The following is a 16,200-nucleotide window of genomic DNA, read 5'->3' on the forward strand; positions in this document are numbered from 1 at the left end:
TCTGAACAGGACAACACCTGCTGTCGATACCGTGACGGCGAAGAGAACGGTCAGCCGACAACCGGCCGGAAGAAACCCAAGATCACCGAGAGGGTCAGGATCGTCGCGGAGGCCAGACCGGCGGCCACGACCAGCGCGGTGTCGGCACCGGTGAAATGCTGACGCCGGGCGTGGGTGCGGGGCACCCCGGAGTCGAAACCCCGCGCGTCCATCGCCACCGCGAGCCGCACCCCGCGCCGCAGCGCCCCGACCAGCAGCGCGAACGCGGTCGACGCGAAGAGCCGCAGCTTGGCGACCGGGTTGCGCCCGGCGTCGATGCCGCGAGCCCGGCGGGCCAGGCTGAGCGCCCGCCACTCCTCGGTGAGCAGCGGCAGCAGCCGGAAGGCGGCGAGTGCCCCGATCGCGAACCGGGCCGGCGCCTTCGCGTTCTGCACCAGCGCGTCGGCCAGGTCGGTGGGATCGGTGGTGGCGAACACGACGATGCCGGGCAGCGCCACCGCGAAGATGCGCAGGATCAGCCCGGCGGCGGTGACGAGCACCCCGGTGGTCACGTCGAACGGCCCCACCGAGAACAGCAGGTCGCCGCTGCGCTCGGCCGCGAAGAGGGTGATCGAAACCAGCACTCCGGCCGCGGCGAGCAGCAGGGGCGCGGCACGCCTCGCCAGTGTGCGGTAACGGACACCGAAGAACGGCAGCAGGATCAGTTCGAGGGTCAGGGCGACGGCCGGCGTGAACGCGTCCACGGTGGCGATCAGCGGTAGCGAGAAGAGCAGCGCGGCGCCCAGCTTGGCGACCGGGTTGCGGCGGGCCAGCGGCGCCGAGGGATCGGCGAGAGGTTCCAGGGCGAGGTTCACGGGCGGACCCGCCGCGGCAGTGGTTCCGGGTCCGGTTCGCCGAGCGGGACGGTGCGGTCCGCGAGGGTACGCACGAACACCTCGTCGTGGGTGACCGCAACGACCCCGTGCCCGGCGTCCCGCAGCTCCCCGAGCAGACCGACGAGCTCCTGCCAGGTCCGCCGGTCCTGGCCGAACGTCGGCTCGTCGAGAACCAGCAGCCGCGGGGCGGTGGCGAGTGCGGTCGCCACGCTCAGCCGCCGGGCCTCGCCGCCGGAGAGGGTGTACGGGTTCGCCTCGGCCAGTTTCTCCAGGCGCAGCCGCTGCAGCAGCTCGTCGACGATCTCCCGTACCTCGGCCGGTGACCTGCCGACCCGGCGGGGACCGAGGGCGAGCTCGTCGGCGACCCGGCCGGTGACGAACTGGTGCTCCGGGTTCTGGAAGACCGACCCGATCCGCTGGGTCAGCGTCGCGGCACGCCACCGGTGCGGCGGGCGCTTGTCGCCGAACGCCTCGATCCGGCCGGAGGTGGGCGCCAGCAGCCCGCCGAGCAGCAGGGCCAGGGTGGACTTGCCGGCACCGTTGGGACCCGTCACGGCCAGCACCTCGCCGGCCCTGGCAGCGATCGAGACCGGTCGGAGCCGGTTTCGCACGGAGGCCTGATCCGCCCGTACCAAATCGGACGTTGACTGTGACGTTGCCTTGAGCGGCGGGAAGCTGAAACCGGGCACCCAGACGCCGTCGGACGCCAGCTTGTCGCCGTAGGCGGCGAAGATCACCTCGGGCGCGCCGTCCGCGCGGACGCCGCCGCCCGGCTCCAGCACCACCACCCGATCCACCAGCGGCAGCGCCTCGGCCACCCGGTGCTCGACGACAATCATGGTCGTTTCCGGACTTGTGGCGGCGGTGAGCGACTCCCTGATCAGGGCCGCGCCGGGCGGGTCGAGATTGGCTGTCGGCTCGTCGAGCAGCAGCAGGCCGGGACGCAGCGCCAGCACGCCGGCGAGCGCGAGACGCTGCGCCTCACCGCCCGAGAGCGCCGCGGTCGAGCGGTTGATCGGGTACCGGAAACCGACACGATCGAGCACGTCGGAGACGCGGGGCCAGATCTCGGCGGCGGGCACCCCACGGTTCTCGCAGCCGAACGCCACGTCGTCGCCGCTGCGTGCCATCACCAGCTGGGTCTGCGGGTCCTGGAAGACGATGCCGACCTTGTCGCGTGCCTTCGCCGGATCGAGCCCATCAATCTCGATGGACCCCTCGGACTGACCGGAATCGGACGGCAGCAGACCGGCGAGCGCGGCGAGCAGGGTGCTCTTGCCGGCACCGGAGGGGCCGAGCAGCAGCACCCGCTCGCCGTGCCGCACGTGCAGGTCCAGGTCGCGGACCGCCCAGGCGCGGCGCCCGGCGTGCCGCCACCCGAACCCGTGAAGCTGAACCTCACTCATGACTTAGATGAGTGCCCGTTCGCGGCCCGCTCCGAACCGGTCGAGCACACCTGTCGGCGCGAGCGCCCGGACCAGGACCCAGCTGCCCAGGCCGGCGATGATCACGCTGCTCACCACGGTGAAGGCGGCGTAGGGGATGCGGTAGTCGCCGAGCGCGTACTCCGAGTTCCAGACGAAGAAGTCGTAGATCGCCGCGCTCAGACCGGTGAGCGCACCGGCGAGCAGGGCGGCCGGCAGCTTCCAGGAGCGGTAGCGCAGCGCCGCGAACGCCAGCTCGGCGCCGAGGCCCTGGCAGAGACCCTGGACGATGACCGCGCCGCCCCACTTGCTGCCGAGCAGCGCGGAGATGATCGCCGCGACGACCTCGGTGTAGAGGGACGCGCCGGGCTTACGGATGATCAGCCCGGCGAGGACGGCCGGCATCAGCCAGATGCCGTAGAGGATCGCCTGAGCCGGCGGGAAGAACGCGAACGCGCTCTCGGTGACGCTCCAGACCGTGTTCCAGGCCCAGAAGATCACGCCGAAGGTGACGGCGATGACCGAGGCGATCACGATGTCTATCGTGCGCCAGCGGTGGGTGTTGTCGTTCATAACGCCTCCCAGCGGGTACCGGGAGGAGACGCACGCCATTGATAAGAGATGACCGAGCTTCCTGCGCTGGCATTACCCAGATCAGGTACGAGGGTCTGCGGTCGCCCGCACTCTCAGCGCTTGTGCGCTCCCCTGTCGGATTACATTTGCTTTGATGACGCTAACACCTGGTCAATGGCCGGGATAGGGAGGTAGCAGTCACATGGAGATCAAGACCCGAGGCATGACGTTCGAGGTCTCCGAAAGCGGGCCCGCCGATGGGCAGCCTGTCCTTCTGCTGCACGGCTTCCCGCAGGACAACCGGGAATTCGAGCGGATCGTCCCCACGCTGAACGACGCCGGTCTGCGGACCTATGCGCTGAACCAGCGCGGCTGTTCCCCGGGCGCCCGGCCGCGCGACGTCGACGCGTACCGGCTCCGGGAGGCGGTCGCCGACGCGATCGCGGTGCTCGACGAGCTCGGCGTCGAGCGGGCGCACGTCGTCGGCCACGACTGGGGCGCCCAGATCGGCTGGCTTCTCGCCGCTCACCATCCGGACCGGGTGCGTACGCTCACCGCCGTCTCCGTGCCGCACCCGCGCGCCCTGATGCTGGCCCTGCGGGTCCGCCCGTCGCAGAAGGCCCGCCTCGCCTACTTCCAGGTGTTCCGCTCCCCGCGCGCGGAGGGCCTGCTCCTCGGGCGCGACGCCGCGGTGCTGCGCTGGATGCTGCGGCCCCTGGTCGCCGAGCGGGTGCAGCGGTACGTGGACGCCGCACGCGAACCGGGCCGGCTGACCGGCGGCCTGAACTGGTATCGCGCCTTCACCACCGACCAGATCGCCGGAACCGGTGTGATCACGGTCCCGACCACGTATGTCTGGAGTGATCGCGACGGGGTGGTCGGCCTGACCGCCGCGTTGCGCACCGCCGACTGGGTGTCGGCGGATTACCAGCTGGTGGCCATGCGCGGGGTCAGCCACTGGATCCCGGAGGAGGCGCCGCGTGAGCTGGCTGACGCGGTCCTGGGGCGCATCGGCGTTTGACCATGCGCGCGATCGGGAACGCTGCGCCGACATGGCGGCCTCGCATAACAAAGAGACTGAAAAACAGCGCTGGGACCGGAACTTCGCGGATCTCTTGCAGGAACTGCGCGTCGCGCAGACCGGTGTGCAGATCCTCTTCGCGTTCCTGCTGACCCTCCCGTTCAGCAATGGCTTTCCCAAGGCCACCGAATTCCAGAAGGACGTCTACATCGTCGCGCTGATCAGCGCGGCGTTCGCCACCGCGATGATCATCTCGCCGGTCGCGTTCCACCGCGCGCTGTTCCGGCAGGGACGCAAACCCGAGCTGGTCCGGTACGCCCACCGGATGGCCTCCGGCGGGCTCGGCTTCATGCTGGTCTCGATGGTCAGCAGCGTGCTGCTGATCACCGATTACGTGCTGGACTGGAAGTGGGCGGTCCCGCTCACCGTGATCACCGGCCTCTGGTTCCTCTCGCTCTGGGCGATCCTCCCCTTCGCGCACCGCAACTGGGGCGAGGACGAGGAGGACGCCGAGGCTACCGAGTCCGCAGACCGAGACTCCTGAGCTCCAGCTCGGCGAGGGCGTCCACCGCGTCCGCGTCGCCCGCCCGCCAGCTCTGCGCGATGTCCGGCCCGAGCCGCGACAACTCGCTCAGCGGCCGGCCGGCCAGGGCACGCAACGCCAGCAGATCGCGACCGGCCGGGTCGTCGCGCACGGCAGCGGCGACACCGGCCCGGCGCATCCACCGCAGACGCAGCGGAAGCCACAGAAAAAGAACAAGAGCCATGGGTACGGCCACCGCGATCGCCGGAATGATCAGAGCGAGCTGCCCGACCAGGTCCTGTTGCTGCTGACCGGCGTCGGCGATCGCCCGGGCGGCGTCCGCGGCGCCGCTGAACGGTTTCGTCAGCTCGTCACCGACCACCGGCACCCGTCCCACCTTGCCGCCCGCGTCGGCCAGGTTGTCGGCGATGCCGGCGCCGGCGCTCTCGAGTTTCTGGCCGGGCACCGCCAGTTTCTCCACAGTGTCGGAGATCCAGAGGGCGACCCGGATCCACAGATAGATCCAGAGGACGACGAGGATGTCGGTGAGGAGCTGGCGGATCGCGGTGGGCAGCCGGTCGGCGTAGGGCTTCACACGCGACAGCGTTCCACTCAGCCCTTTCCGGCGCACTCCTGGCACGTACCGAAAATCTCCAGGGTGTGCGAGACGTCGACGAAGCCGTGCTGGCCCGCGACCTTCTCCGCCCACGACTCGACCGCGGGACCGGCCACCTCGACGGTCCGCCCGCACGACCGGCACACCAGGTGGTGATGGTGTCCCTGGCTGCACCGGCGGTAGAGGTGCTCGCCGCCGGGCGGGCGCATCACGTCGATCTCGCCGGAGTCGGCGAGGTTCTGCAGCGTCCGGTACACCGTGGTCAGGCCGACCCGCTCACCCCGGTCACGCAGCATCGCGTGCAGGTCCTGAGCGCTGTGGAAACCCTCGGTCTCGGCGAGGACCGCGCTGACCGCGCTGCGCTGCTTGGTGTTACGGGGGGTCGTTTCCGGGTTCACTGTCGGCTCTCCCTGGCGTGGCTCACCGCGTCGGCGACGATGTGGGCGACGTGTTCGTCCACCAGGGAGTATGCGATCTCCCTGCCCTGACGGACACCCCGCACCACGCCCGCTCCGCGCAGGACCCGCAGGTGCTGGGAAACCAGGGGCTGCGGGGCGCCCAGTTTCTCCACGAGGTCGTGCACGCAGCGCTCGCCGGCGCCCAGTTCGACCACGATCGCCACACGGATGGGTGCGGAGAGGGCACGCAACAGGGCCCCCGCCGACTCGTACGCTTCATAACCGGTGGTCGTCATGGCTGCGACCACCGTACAGCTGTCGTCCGGTCAGCCATGCAACACGACGTCCGGAGGTTCCGCGGCGACCGGCGGGCGGGACCGCCGGACCATCATGCGGCGCAGCACGCCGGCGAGCGTGGTGCCGAGGAAGGCGACCAGGGCGAGCAGCACCGTGGTGGCGCCGGGCGCGGTGTCCGCCTCGGCGGAGACCAGGATGCCGGCGCCGGCGGCGCCCACCCCGATCAGCATGGCCGCCGCCATCGTGCTGCGGAAACCGCGGGTGACCTGCTGGGCCGCCGCGACCGGGACCACCATCAGGGCGGAGACCAGGAGCAGGCCGACGGTACGCATGGCGATCGTCACGGTCACCGCGGTGGTGATCGCGAGCAGGATGTTGAGGGTCCGCACCGGAAGGCCGCTGACCCGGGCGTACTCCTCGTCGTTGCAGAGCGCGAAGAGCGCCGGTCGCAGCGCCACCATGGCGATCAGCACCGCCGCGCCGAGCCCGCCGATCACCATGAGGTCCTGCGCCGACGTGGTGAGCAGCGATCCGAACAGGTACTGCATGAGGTTCGAGTTGGCGTTGTCGGAGAGACCGACCAGCACCACGCCACCGGCGATGCCGCCGTAGAAGAGCAGCGCCAGGGCCAGGTCGCCGGAGGTGCGCCCGCGCTCGCGGATCAGCTCGACGCCGACCGCCCCGATCGTGGCGACCACCACCGCGGCGAGCACCGGGGAGTTGTTGGTGAGCAGGCCCACGCCGACGCCGGTGAGCGCCACGTGCCCGATGCCGTCCCCGATCAGCGACAGCCGCCGCTGCACCAGGTAGATGCCGAGCGACGGCGCGGCCAGCCCGATGATCAGCGCGCCGATCAGGGCACGCTGCATGAACGGGTAGGTGAGCAGCTCCATCAGTACGCCTTCGATCCCTCGGTGGGCGCCCACTCGCAGATGCCGGCCTTGACCTCGTCGGCGTGCGGGTGCACGTGGTCGTGCCCCGGCTCGGCGTGGTGCCCGGCCGGCTCGGGCGGGGTCCCCTCGTGCGCGATCCGCCCGTCGTGCACGACCACGCCGCGCCCGATCAGCGGCCGCAGCGGACCGAGCTCGTGCAGCACCAGCATGATCGTGCCACCGTCCGCGGCGAACCGGGTGAGCGCCGCGGCGAACGCCTCCTGGCTGGCCGCGTCCACGCCGGCCGTCGGCTCGTCCAGCACCAGCAGGTCGGGCCGGCCGGCCAGTGCCCGGGCGATCAGGGTGCGCTGCTGCTGGCCGCCGGAGAGGGTGGCGACCGGGTCGCCGATCCGGTCCAGCAGCCCGACGTCTGCGAGCGCCTCGCGGACCGCGGTCTTGTCCGCCGCGCCGGGGAACCGGAAGATCCCGCGCCGGGCCAGCCGGCCGGACGCGACCACCTCGCCGACCGTCGCGGGAACGCCGCTGCCGGCGCCGAGCCGCTGCGGCACGTACCCGATCCGCTCCCAGCTGCGGAACCGGCGCTGCGCGGTGCCGAACAGCTCGATCTCACCGCGTCGCAGGGGCACCAGGCCGAGGACGGTACGGATCAGCGTGGACTTGCCGGACCCGTTCGCGCCGAGCACGGCGACCACGTCACCGGCGGCGACGCTCAGCGAGACGTCGCTGAGGATCTCCCGGCCGTCGTAGCCGGCCGCCGCGTGCCGTACCTCGACCACATTCGTCATGACTCACATCCCAGCGCCTTGGTGAGCGCCGCCAGGTTGGCGCGCATCACCGAGAAGTAGTCCGCATTCTCGTCGGTCAAACCTTCGAGCGGGTCCAGCACCGCGGTCTGGGCGCCGACCTCACGGGCCAGGGTCTCGGCGACCTTCGGGCTGACGAGCGTCTCGAAGAAGATCGTGGTGGTGCCGTGCTCCTTGGCCTCCTCGGCGACGGCGGCGAGCCGCTGCGGTGACGGCTCGGCCTCCGGGTCGATGCCGGTGATGCCGATCTGCTCCAAACCGTACCGGTCGGCGAGGTAGTGGAACGCGGTGTGGCTGGTCACCAGCTCCCGGCGCTCGCAGGTCTTCAGCCCGGTGGTGAACTCGCCGTCCAGGGTCTTGAGCTCGGTGCTGAGCGTCGCGGCGCGGGCGGTGAAGTCGGCGGCGTGCGCGGGGTCGGCCTTGCCCATCTCGGCGGCGACCTTCTCGGCCACCGTGGCGAGGCGGGTCGGGTCCAGCCAGAAGTGCGGGTCGGTGCCGTTCGCGCTCTCCTCCGCGTGCTCCTCCTCGCCGGTCTCGCCCTCGTGGGAGTGCGCATCGGCGGACTCGGCCGAGAGCAGCTGGATGGCCGAGGCGGCGTCGAACGCGTGGTCGCTGCCGTTCTGCTTGACCGCGTCGTCCACCGCCGGCTGGAAGCCGCCCAGGTAGACCACCAGGCCCGCGTCGGCGATCTGACCGACCTGGCCGGCGTTGAGCTCGACGTCGTGCGGCTCGGCGCCCGGCTTGGTGAGGTTGCTGACGTCGACCACGTCACCTCCCACCCGCTCGCTGATGAACTGCAGCGGGTAGAACGCGGTGACGACGGAAAGCTTCCCGTCGTCCGCCGCTTGTGCTCCGCAGCCGCTCAGGGCGGCGAGAAGGAGCAGGGCGGGGGCGAGGCGGCGCATCATGCCACCAACTGTCGTCGATAATGACAATGATTGTCAAAAGCGCATGGGTTCACAGCGCCTTCGATACGGCGGCGACGACCAGCAGGGTGAGCAGGACCACCCGGACCGCCCGGGTGATCGGAGTCTGGACCGGCCAGGTCGTGAACGTCAGCGCGCCGAGCCCGGCCGCGAGCACCGCCAGCAGCAGGGCGCCCACGATGCCCGGCAGGAAGAGGCCGGCCAGCAGGGCGGCCAGGGCCAGGGCGAACGCCACGGTCGGACTGACCCGGGCCAGACGGCGAAGCAGATGGTCGGACGGCGTCACAGTTCGGCTCCTTCGGCGTGCGTACCCTCGTCACATGCTGGTGCTCAACCGCTTCCATGTCCCACCGGAAACGCAGGACGGCTTCGTCGAGCGTGCGCACGCCGCCCTCGCCGCCCTCGCGGACAGCCCGGGATATCGATCCGGGCGGCTGGCCCGGGCCCTCGAGGACCCGGCTGCCTGGACCCTGGTGACCGAGTGGGAGTCCGTCGGAGCCTACCGGCGCGCCCTCGGCCGGTTCGAGGTCAAGATGCACGCCACGCCCCTGCTGGCGGAGACGCTCGACGAGCCGTCCGCCTTCGAGACGCTCGCCTCGGCCGCCCCCGGCGAGGCGGTCGTGGTGACCGCCAGTGACCGGGCCGCCGAGCCGTGGCGCTGAACACTACGCTGGACCCATGAGCACGGCGCCGCACTACGTTCCGCCGCCCCCGCCCGGTCCCGGGGTGCACCCGCCGTTCCCGGCGCCGCCGGTCGAGGGGCGTGGCCGCCGGGTCGGGGTGAGCCTCGGCATCACCGGGGGAGTGCTGCTACTGGTCTGCGGCGGTGGCGCGGCAGCGGTGGCCGGGCTGACCGCGGCCATGGACGACGCGCTCAACGAGCAGGTGGACGTGGTCGTGGGCCGCTATGTGCAGGCCGTGCAGAACCGGGACTTCGCCCGCTCCTACGACCTGCTCTGCCCCGCGGCGCAGCGGGCCGAATCCGAATCCGCCTACACGTCGCGCCTGTCGGCCACGGAGCCTTTTTCCGCGTACCAAATCGGTGATCTTGATCTGGTCTACGCCTCGGTCCCGGTGCAGCTGACCTATCCGGACGGGCGGACCGAAACGGTCGAGGCGGAGTTGAGTCAGAACACCTCGACGGGCGCATTCGAAGTGTGTGACCTCGGGGAGTAATCTCGCTGTTCGTCCGATAACCACGAGTTTCCCCGCCGACACCCAGCCGGCGTAGGAGGAAATCACCGATGCCCGCCGATCGTATCGATGCCGTTGTCAGCCTGGCCAAGCGCCGGGGCTTCGTCTTCCCCTCCAGCGAGATCTACGGAGGCACCCGCTCGGCGTGGGACTACGGTCCGCTCGGCGTGGAGCTCAAGGAGAACGTCCGCCGGCAGTGGTGGCGGACCATGGTCCAGCAGCGCGACGACATCGTCGGCCTGGACTCCGCCGTGATCCTGTCCCGCGACGTCTGGGCCGCCTCCGGGCACCTCGACGCGTTCGTCGACCCGCTGACCGAGTGCCAGTCCTGTCACAAGCGTTTCCGGGCCGACCACCTGGAAGAGGCCTACGAGGCGAAGCACGGCTCGCTGCCGGCCTCGCTGAAGGACCTGAACTGCCCGAACTGCGGCAACAAGGGCACCTTCACCGAGCCGAAGATGTTCAACGGCCTGATGAAGACCTACCTCGGTCCGACCGAGAGCGCCGAGGGCCTGCACTACCTGCGGCCGGAAACCGCACAGGGCATCTTCGTCAACTACAACAACGTGGCGACCGCGGCCCGCAAGAAGCCGCCGTTCGGCATCGCGCAGATCGGCAAGAGCTTCCGGAACGAGATCACGCCGGGCAACTTCATTTTCCGTACGCGTGAATTCGAGCAGATGGAGATGGAGTTCTTCGTCGTGCCCGGCAGCGACGAGGAATGGCACGAGTACTGGCTGCAGCAGCGCTGGGACTGGTACCGCGACCTGGGCCTCTCGGAGAGCAACCTGCGCTTCTTCGAGCACCCCAAGGAGAAGCTCTCGCACTACTCGAAGCGGACCGTCGACATCGAGTACCGCTTCCAGTTCGGCGGCACCGAGTTCGCCGAGCTCGAGGGCATCGCGAACCGCACCGACTTCGACCTGTCGACGCACTCCAAGCACTCCGGTGTCGACCTCTCCTACTTCGATCAGGAGAAGGGCGAGCGCTGGGTGCCGTACGTGATCGAGCCGGCGGCCGGCCTGACCCGCGCGGTGCTGGCGTTCCTGCTCGAGGCGTACGACGAGGACGAGGCGCCGAACACCAAGGGCGGCGTCGACAAGCGCACCGTCATGCGGTTCGACCCGCGGCTCGCGCCGGTCAAGGTCGCCGTGCTGCCGCTGTCGCGCAACCCGGAGCTGTCGCCGAAGGCCCGTGAACTCTCCGCGAACCTGCGCAAGCGCTGGATCGTGGAGTTCGACGACTCGCAGGCGATCGGCCGCCGTTACCGGCGCCAGGACGAGATCGGGACGCCGTTCTGCGTGACGGTCGACTTCGACACCCTCACGGACAACGCGGTGACGGTGCGGGACCGCGACACCATGAAGCAGGAGCGGGTCTCCCTCGACCAGATCGAGGACTACCTGATCAAGCGCCTGCCTGGCTGCTGATCGGCGTGGTGGTCGCGCCGCGCGGGATTCCGCGCGGCGCGGCGACCCGTTCGTCCGTGGATCCGCTCACTCAGAAGTGGAAACCACCGGGGCGATCGTTGCGGTCGGCGATCAGACCGGCCAGGATCGCCAGCGCGATCTCCGGGCCGGTGCGGCTGCCGATGTTGAGCCCGATCGGGCGGTGCACGCGGGCGATCTCCTCCGCCGGCACGCCCAGCTCACGCAACGCTTCCACGTGCGGGCCCTCGCTGCGCGGGTTGCCGACGATGCCGATCCAGCGGCTCTTGCCGGCCAGCGCCTCCTGCAGGACGGCGCCGATCTCCGCCCGGTGATGGTCGGTCAGCACCACGTCGGTGTGCTCGTCGATCCCGGCCGCGACCAGGTCCGCCACGAAGGTGTCACCGTGCGGCCGGGGAGTGCCCGACAGTCGCGTCGGGTCCGGCTCCACCAGAACGGTGTGAAAGCCCAGCTCCACCGCGAACCGCTGAAGCGCCTCGGACACCGGCGACTCGAAAACCGCAACGAGCCGCCTCGGGCTCAGCTCACTGTCTCCCACGCGGCCGACTCTGCCAGACTTCCGCCACATCGGCGCCCCAGGATTCGACAGGCGGGGGTGGTGGCGTGTCACCCTAGAGCGCGTGACCGCACCACTTCTGCTCGGCGACCATGCCGTCAACCCGCCCGTCGTGCTCGCCCCGATGGCGGGGATCACCAACGTGGCGTTCCGGCGGCTCTGTCGTGAGCAGGGCGGCGGCGTCTACGTCTGCGAGATGATCACCACCAGGGCGCTCGTCGAGCGGATTCCGAAGACGCTCAAGATGATCACGTTTGCTGAGGACGAGGGTTTCCGCAGCCTGCAGCTCTACGGCGTGGACCCGGATGTCACGGCTGCCGCGGTCCGGATGGTCGGCGAGGACAACCTGGCCGATCACATCGATCTGAACTTCGGGTGTCCGGTGCCGAAGGTGACGCGGCGCGGCGGCGGGTCGGCCCTGCCGTGGCGGCGGCGGCTCTTCGCGCGGATCGTGCAGCAGGCGGTCGACGCGGCGAAACCGTTCGGGATCCCGGTCACGATCAAGATGCGCAAGGGCATCGACGACGACCATCTGACGTACGTCGAAGCCGGTCTCGCCGCGCAGGACGCCGGTGTGGCCGCCGTGGCGCTGCACGCGCGCACCGCCGAGCAGCGCTACTCCGGCAAGGCCGACTGGGAGGCGATCGCCACCCTGAAGCAGGCGCTCGACGTGCCCGTCCTCGGCAACGGCGACATCTGGGAGGGCTCCGACGCGCTGCGCATGGTCGAGCAGACCGGCGTGGACGGCGTGGTCGTCGGCCGGGGCTGCCTGGGCCGGCCGTGGCTCTTCGCCGACCTGGAGGCCGCGTTCACCCAGGGTGCCGGCTACCGGCCGGTGCTGCCGACGCTCGGTGAGGTCGCCAAGATCCTCGCGCGGCACGCGCAGCTGCTGGTCGAGGCGCTGGAGGACGAGAAACACGGCTGTGCCGACTTTCGTAAGCACGTCGCCTGGTACCTGAAGGGCTTCCCGGTCGGCGGCGAGCTCCGCCGCAGCCTCGCCATGATCTCCTCCCTGGCCGAGCTGGACGACCTGCTCGCCAAGCTGGACCCGGCGGTGCCGTTCCCGGCCGAGGCGCTCGGTCAGCCGCGCGGGCGGGTCAACGCGCCCGGCAAGGTGTCGCTGCCGCACGGCTGGCTGGACAGCCGGGACGACGACACGGTTCCGGAGGGTGCGGAGACCGAGGAGTCCGGGGGCTGATCTCCACCCCGATCTCCACCCCTCGGCGCTCCATATCCACCCTGCCCGATCCCTACGGTTCGGGGCATGGGCATGAACGAGAACCGTGACAAGGGACGGCGTGCCGTCAACTACGTGGTCACCGGCAAGGCGGACGGCAATCATGGAACCCGGCTGGCCGGCGAGGTCATCGGCCGGGTCCTCGGTCGGGACGGCGGCCGGATCACCGGACGCGTCGTCGTCGCGATCCTGGTGGTGCTGGGCGTCGCGGGTCTGGCGTTCGTCGCCTACCGTCTGTTGATGATCGATCTGATCCTCAACCTGGTGGGGGAGCGGGGTTGACCCTGCGCGAGGGCGTGCGGCGGCTCCGGGCCGACGACCCGGAGACCGGCATTTTGGTCCGCATCGTGCTCAGCGCGCTGCTGATCTGGGCGTTCGTGACGGCGGGACCGGCCGGCCCCGGCGTCCGTCCGGTGCTCGCCGCCGCTCTCGCGTGCTGGTTCGTCTTCGTGGCCGGCGATCGCCGGCTGCCACGGCTCGCCCGGGTGGCTCTCGCCATGGCCGCGGTGCTGCCCGCTGTCGCGGCGAGCCAGCCGGACGACGCGTCGTCGCTGCTCTATCTGTATGCCGCGTTGTTCACGTTCGTACTGTTACCGCGCACGCCGATGTGGGCGATCCTGTCACTGACCGCAGTCGTCCTCACGGTCCTGCTGACGGGCCTCTGGATCGCCGGCCGGGGAACGGCGGCGATGCTCACCCAACCGGCGCTGATCGCCGTGCTGGTGCTCTTCAGCCTGCATCGGCGGGAGTACCGGCTACGGGCGGAACAGACCGCGCTGCTACTGGAACAGATCACGCAGACCCGGGCGGCGCAGGCGCGTGCGGCGGCCCTGGACGAGCGGGCGCGCATCGCGCGCGAACTGCATGATGTGCTCGCCCACTCGCTGGGGGCGCTGGGCGTGCAGCTGGAGGTCGCCGAGATTCAGCTGACCGAAAGAGGCGATGTCGACGGCGCCGCCGCGCGGATTCGGCAGGCCCGGGAACTGGCCGCCGACGGGCTGGCCGAGGCGCGGTCGGCGGTGCGGGCGCTGCGTGCCGACGTACCGCCGCTGCCGCAGGCTCTCCATGATTTGGTGACCCGGCACGAGGCTGATCACGGCGTTGCTGTCACGTTGCGTGTGGTGTCGGAACGTCGCGCGCTGTCACCGGGCGCGGAGGTGTCGTTGCTGCGGATCGCCCGGGAGGCGCTGACGAACGCCGCCCGCCACGCGCCGGGCGCGCCCGTGACGGTGACGCTCGACTATGCGGACCCGGCGGTGGCCCGCCTGACCGTCCGCAATCCGGTTCCCGGCGCTTCACCCCGGGCCGTCGGTCGCATTCCCGCAATCGGGGGTACGGGTGGACTGGGGCTGATCGGAGCACGCGAGCGGATCGCGCTGGTCGGCGGCACGCTGAAGACCGGCCCGGCCGACGGGGAATGGCAGGTGATCGCCGAGGCCCCGAGTCCCGGTGCACAGGGTGACCCGTGGGGCGCGGACGAGGGGACGGCGGCGTGACGGGGAGCGGGGCGCTGCGGGTTCTGGTGGTCGACGATCAGCAGCTCGTCCGGGAGGGACTGACCGCGCTGCTGGAGCTCACCGACGGCGTGACGGTGGTCGGATCGGCGGGGGACGGGGAACGGGCGATCGAAATGATCGCGGACCACCGGCCGGACGTCGTCCTGATGGACCTGCGGATGCCGGTGCTCGACGGGGTGGCCGCCACCGCCCGGGCTCGGGAACGGTTTCCCGAGGTCGCCGTCGTGGTGCTGACCACCTACGCCGATGACGAGTCGATCGCGGGAGCCCTCGCGGCAGGTGCGCGGGGCTATCTCACGAAGGACGCCGGCCGGGCGGAGATCGCGATGGCGTTGCGGGCCGCTGCGGCGGGGAATTCGCTGTTCGCGCCGGAGGTGTCGGCGCGGCTCGCCGAGGCGATGCGCCGGCCGGCTGAGGTGTCCGAAGCTGATCGGGGCCGGTCGTCGGATCAGTCGGGCCGGTTGCCGGACCGGCTGCCTGGCCGGTTGTCGGACGGGCAGCCCGGCCGGTTGCCGGACGGGTTGACCCGGCGTGAGGCGGAGGTGCTCGGGCGAATCGGGCAGGGGCGGACGAATGCGGAGATCGCCGCGGAGCTGTTCGTGGCCGAGGCGACGATCAAGACGCACATCAACAACGCGTTCGCCAAGATCGGCGTGCGCAACCGGGCCGAGGCGACGCGTTATGCCCTGCGCCACGGCCTCACGCCCGGCTGAGCGCCCGCGCCCGATCTCCCCACGCGGGGTGGGGCGCGCTCCCGCGTGGGGTTCAGGTGCGCCCGGAGTCAGCACGCGGGATGGGGGCGGGCTGTCAGCAGGGCTGTTGCCAGCAGGGGGATCGCGGCCAGGGCGAACAGCACCGGCAGCTCCAGCGGAAGGGCGAACCCCGCGTAGAGCAGGACCGCGCACAACTCGGCCCCGAAACCCGCCACGGACAGGACGGTCGTCCGGGACCTGCCGGACATCTCCCCCTGGAGACGGGACTCGGCGTGGACCATGGCGAATTGCAGCAGGCCGAAAGCAGCGGAGACCAGCACCATCCCGGCCAGATGGGGGATCAGCGCACCGGCGGCCAGCGTCACCGCCGCCAGCGACACGGCCAGCGACAACGGGCGCGCGGACCCCGGCGAAACCCGGCCGGCGAGAGCGCTGCCGGCGGCCATCGAAAGAGCGGTCAGAGCAAAGAGCAACGGTACGGTCGACGTCGTCGCGTCCTTGTCCCGGGAGAGCAGGGGCAGGTATTCGTCCAGAGCGCTGAACCCCGGCACGGCAGCGGCCACGACGACGGCTCGTCCCACGGTGCCGGCTTTGCCGAGAACCTCGGTGAGACCGTCGCGCAGGACCGTCAGGTAACCGCCCGTGCTGCTTTCGTCGGAGTCGTCCTCCGTACCCTCATAATCGGGCAGACGCAGCGCAAGCAGACCGCCCAGAGCGACCGTCGCGATGCTGATGATGCCGACCAGGAGGTATCCGCCGGTGGCGTAAGCGGGCGCGGCGAGCAGCGTGGCAGCGAGCATGCCGAGCAGCGCGATGGTGTCCGCGCGGCCGATGACCTGCGCATATGCGGTCGAGTCGCCGAGCTTGTCGTAGACGAGGGATTCCAGGGTGCCGGAGCTGAACGCGCCGCCGAGGCCCCACAGGGCGAAGCAGATCGCGAACCCGGGGTAGGACGGCCAGATCAGCCACAGGGTAAAACCGGTCGCGGTGGTCAGTTCACCGATCGCGTAGAGGCGCTTGCGGGACCAGACGTCGGCGAGCGCGCCGGCCGGGATCTCGCACGCGAAGGAGACCACCGACCAGATCGCGAAGAGCGAGGAGATCTCGGCGGTCGTGAGCCCGGCGTCCGCCATGAGCAGCGCGTAGACCGGGTAGAGCAGCACGGCCTCGGCACAGGCACGCACCG

General features: G+C 70.7%; 21 protein-coding genes and 1 riboswitch. Of the genes, 9 read left to right on the forward strand and 12 right to left on the reverse strand.

From position 1 onward, the window contains the following. Positions 1–50: 50 nt before the first annotated feature. The 3 genes from AMIS_RS06030 to AMIS_RS06040 are packed head-to-tail and all read right to left on the reverse strand — an operon-like array spanning position 51 to position 2,872. The gene (locus AMIS_RS06030; protein ID WP_014441313.1) at positions 51–854 is read right to left on the reverse strand and encodes an energy-coupling factor transporter transmembrane component T family protein; all 804 of its coding nucleotides are present in this window, start codon (positions 852–854) and stop codon (positions 51–53) included. Next, positions 851–2,281, reverse strand: a complete 1,431-nt coding sequence (locus tag AMIS_RS06035) for an ABC transporter ATP-binding protein (RefSeq protein ID WP_014441314.1) — start codon at positions 2,279–2,281, stop codon at positions 851–853. Before AMIS_RS06035 ends, AMIS_RS06030 begins: the two co-directional genes overlap by 4 nt. A 3-nt stretch (positions 2,282–2,284) precedes the next feature. Then, positions 2,285–2,872 (reverse strand): ECF transporter S component, encoded by a 588-nt coding sequence (locus AMIS_RS06040; protein ID WP_041829578.1) that lies wholly within the window; start codon positions 2,870–2,872, stop codon positions 2,285–2,287. 40 nt (positions 2,873–2,912) lie between these two features. Continuing rightward, positions 2,913–3,016, reverse strand: a riboswitch (TPP riboswitch). A gap of 58 nt (positions 3,017–3,074) precedes the next feature. Between AMIS_RS06040 and AMIS_RS06045 the strand changes: the two genes are divergently transcribed. Then, complete coding sequence (locus AMIS_RS06045) at positions 3,075–3,893, forward strand: alpha/beta hydrolase (protein ID WP_014441316.1); 819 nt, start codon at positions 3,075–3,077, stop codon at positions 3,891–3,893. Between the two features lie 31 nt (positions 3,894–3,924). Continuing rightward, a complete protein-coding gene (locus AMIS_RS06050; protein ID WP_014441317.1) occupies positions 3,925–4,437 on the forward strand; it encodes a DUF6328 family protein in 513 nt (170 codons plus the stop codon). Here the strand turns inward: AMIS_RS06050 and AMIS_RS06055 are convergent. From AMIS_RS06055 to AMIS_RS06085, 7 genes are read right to left on the reverse strand one after another with little or no spacing between them, the layout of a single operon-like run. Then, positions 4,409–5,011, reverse strand: coding sequence for a hypothetical protein (locus AMIS_RS06055; protein ID WP_014441318.1), 603 nt, complete (start codon positions 5,009–5,011; stop codon positions 4,409–4,411). The genes AMIS_RS06050 and AMIS_RS06055 overlap by 29 nt on opposite strands. Positions 5,012–5,028: 17 nt before the next feature. Continuing rightward, on the reverse strand, positions 5,029–5,430 hold the full coding sequence (locus tag AMIS_RS06060) for a Fur family transcriptional regulator (RefSeq protein WP_014441319.1): 402 nt from the start codon (positions 5,428–5,430) through the stop codon (positions 5,029–5,031). After that, positions 5,427–5,726, reverse strand: a complete 300-nt coding sequence (locus AMIS_RS06065; protein ID WP_014441320.1) for an ArsR/SmtB family transcription factor — start codon at positions 5,724–5,726, stop codon at positions 5,427–5,429. Before AMIS_RS06065 ends, AMIS_RS06060 begins: the two co-directional genes overlap by 4 nt. A gap of 30 nt (positions 5,727–5,756) precedes the next feature. Next, the gene (locus AMIS_RS06070) at positions 5,757–6,620 is read right to left on the reverse strand and encodes a metal ABC transporter permease (RefSeq protein ID WP_014441321.1); all 864 of its coding nucleotides are present in this window, start codon (positions 6,618–6,620) and stop codon (positions 5,757–5,759) included. Then, positions 6,620–7,405: a metal ABC transporter ATP-binding protein gene (locus AMIS_RS06075; protein WP_014441322.1), complete on the reverse strand. Its 786-nt coding sequence runs from the start codon at positions 7,403–7,405 to the stop codon at positions 6,620–6,622. Before AMIS_RS06075 ends, AMIS_RS06070 begins: the two co-directional genes overlap by 1 nt. Beyond that, positions 7,402–8,331: a metal ABC transporter substrate-binding protein gene (locus tag AMIS_RS06080; RefSeq protein ID WP_014441323.1), complete on the reverse strand. Its 930-nt coding sequence runs from the start codon at positions 8,329–8,331 to the stop codon at positions 7,402–7,404. The genes AMIS_RS06075 and AMIS_RS06080 overlap by 4 nt, the downstream gene beginning before the upstream one ends. A 49-nt stretch (positions 8,332–8,380) precedes the next feature. Continuing rightward, complete coding sequence (locus tag AMIS_RS06085) at positions 8,381–8,635, reverse strand: DUF6703 family protein (protein WP_014441324.1); 255 nt, start codon at positions 8,633–8,635, stop codon at positions 8,381–8,383. 34 nt (positions 8,636–8,669) lie between these two features. Between AMIS_RS06085 and AMIS_RS06090 the strand changes: the two genes are divergently transcribed. The 3 genes from AMIS_RS06090 to AMIS_RS06100 all read left to right on the forward strand — a co-directional run bounded on the left by AMIS_RS06090 (position 8,670) and on the right by AMIS_RS06100 (position 10,973). Next, the gene (locus AMIS_RS06090) at positions 8,670–9,011 is read left to right on the forward strand and encodes an antibiotic biosynthesis monooxygenase family protein (protein WP_014441325.1); all 342 of its coding nucleotides are present in this window, start codon (positions 8,670–8,672) and stop codon (positions 9,009–9,011) included. A 16-nt stretch (positions 9,012–9,027) separates the two neighbouring features. Continuing rightward, positions 9,028–9,525, forward strand: coding sequence for a hypothetical protein (locus tag AMIS_RS06095; RefSeq protein WP_014441326.1), 498 nt, complete (start codon positions 9,028–9,030; stop codon positions 9,523–9,525). A gap of 68 nt (positions 9,526–9,593) precedes the next feature. After that, a complete protein-coding gene (locus tag AMIS_RS06100) occupies positions 9,594–10,973 on the forward strand; it encodes a glycine--tRNA ligase (protein WP_014441327.1) in 1,380 nt (459 codons plus the stop codon). 70 nt (positions 10,974–11,043) lie between these two features. Here the strand turns inward: AMIS_RS06100 and AMIS_RS06105 are convergent, their stop codons facing one another. After that, on the reverse strand, positions 11,044–11,529 hold the full coding sequence (locus AMIS_RS06105; RefSeq protein ID WP_041829579.1) for an XdhC family protein: 486 nt from the start codon (positions 11,527–11,529) through the stop codon (positions 11,044–11,046). A gap of 82 nt (positions 11,530–11,611) precedes the next feature. On the opposite strand from AMIS_RS06105, the gene dusB reads away from it, so the two are divergent. The 4 genes from dusB to AMIS_RS06125 all read left to right on the forward strand — a co-directional run bounded on the left by dusB (position 11,612) and on the right by AMIS_RS06125 (position 15,014). Next, positions 11,612–12,745 (forward strand): tRNA dihydrouridine synthase DusB, encoded by a 1,134-nt coding sequence (dusB, locus tag AMIS_RS06110; protein ID WP_014441329.1) that lies wholly within the window; start codon positions 11,612–11,614, stop codon positions 12,743–12,745. 66 nt (positions 12,746–12,811) lie between these two features. Then, entirely contained in the window at positions 12,812–13,066 is a 255-nt protein-coding gene (locus tag AMIS_RS06115) for a hypothetical protein (protein ID WP_014441330.1), read from the forward strand. Then, positions 13,063–14,280 carry a sensor histidine kinase gene (locus AMIS_RS06120; protein WP_014441331.1) on the forward strand — a complete coding sequence of 406 codons (1,218 nt, stop codon included), beginning with the start codon at positions 13,063–13,065 and terminating at the stop codon, positions 14,278–14,280. Before AMIS_RS06115 ends, AMIS_RS06120 begins: the two co-directional genes overlap by 4 nt. Continuing rightward, on the forward strand, positions 14,277–15,014 hold the full coding sequence (locus AMIS_RS06125) for a response regulator transcription factor (RefSeq protein WP_014441332.1): 738 nt from the start codon (positions 14,277–14,279) through the stop codon (positions 15,012–15,014). The genes AMIS_RS06120 and AMIS_RS06125 overlap by 4 nt, the downstream gene beginning before the upstream one ends. Before the next feature lie 68 nt (positions 15,015–15,082). On the opposite strand, the gene AMIS_RS06130 is transcribed toward AMIS_RS06125, so the two are convergent. Continuing rightward, positions 15,083–16,198 carry an MFS transporter gene (locus tag AMIS_RS06130; RefSeq protein ID WP_014441333.1) on the reverse strand — a complete coding sequence of 372 codons (1,116 nt, stop codon included), beginning with the start codon at positions 16,196–16,198 and terminating at the stop codon, positions 15,083–15,085. Positions 16,199–16,200 lie beyond the last annotated feature (2 nt).

Source organism: Actinoplanes missouriensis 431, from assembly GCF_000284295.1.
Taxonomy (GTDB): domain Bacteria; phylum Actinomycetota; class Actinomycetes; order Mycobacteriales; family Micromonosporaceae; genus Actinoplanes; species Actinoplanes missouriensis.

Bases quoted from the DNA above. Each gene is read 5' to 3' on its own strand.
- AMIS_RS06045 (WP_014441316.1), top strand. From the start codon at position 3,075: ATGGAGATCAAGACCCGAGGCATGACGTTCGAGGTCTCCGAAAGCGGG.
- AMIS_RS06065 (WP_014441320.1), bottom strand. From the start codon at position 5,726: ATGACGACCACCGGTTATGAAGCGTACGAGTCGGCGGGGGCCCTGTTG.
- AMIS_RS06070 (WP_014441321.1), bottom strand. From the start codon at position 6,620: ATGGAGCTGCTCACCTACCCGTTCATGCAGCGTGCCCTGATCGGCGCG.
- AMIS_RS06100 (WP_014441327.1), top strand. From the start codon at position 9,594: ATGCCCGCCGATCGTATCGATGCCGTTGTCAGCCTGGCCAAGCGCCGG.
- AMIS_RS06090 (WP_014441325.1), top strand. From the start codon at position 8,670: ATGCTGGTGCTCAACCGCTTCCATGTCCCACCGGAAACGCAGGACGGC.
- AMIS_RS06115 (WP_014441330.1), top strand. From the start codon at position 12,812: ATGGGCATGAACGAGAACCGTGACAAGGGACGGCGTGCCGTCAACTAC.
- AMIS_RS06040 (WP_041829578.1), bottom strand. From the start codon at position 2,872: ATGAACGACAACACCCACCGCTGGCGCACGATAGACATCGTGATCGCC.
- AMIS_RS06095 (WP_014441326.1), top strand. From the start codon at position 9,028: ATGAGCACGGCGCCGCACTACGTTCCGCCGCCCCCGCCCGGTCCCGGG.
- AMIS_RS06075 (WP_014441322.1), bottom strand. From the start codon at position 7,405: ATGACGAATGTGGTCGAGGTACGGCACGCGGCGGCCGGCTACGACGGC.
- AMIS_RS06050 (WP_014441317.1), top strand. From the start codon at position 3,925: ATGGCGGCCTCGCATAACAAAGAGACTGAAAAACAGCGCTGGGACCGG.
- AMIS_RS06035 (WP_014441314.1), bottom strand. From the start codon at position 2,281: ATGAGTGAGGTTCAGCTTCACGGGTTCGGGTGGCGGCACGCCGGGCGC.
- AMIS_RS06080 (WP_014441323.1), bottom strand. From the start codon at position 8,331: ATGATGCGCCGCCTCGCCCCCGCCCTGCTCCTTCTCGCCGCCCTGAGC.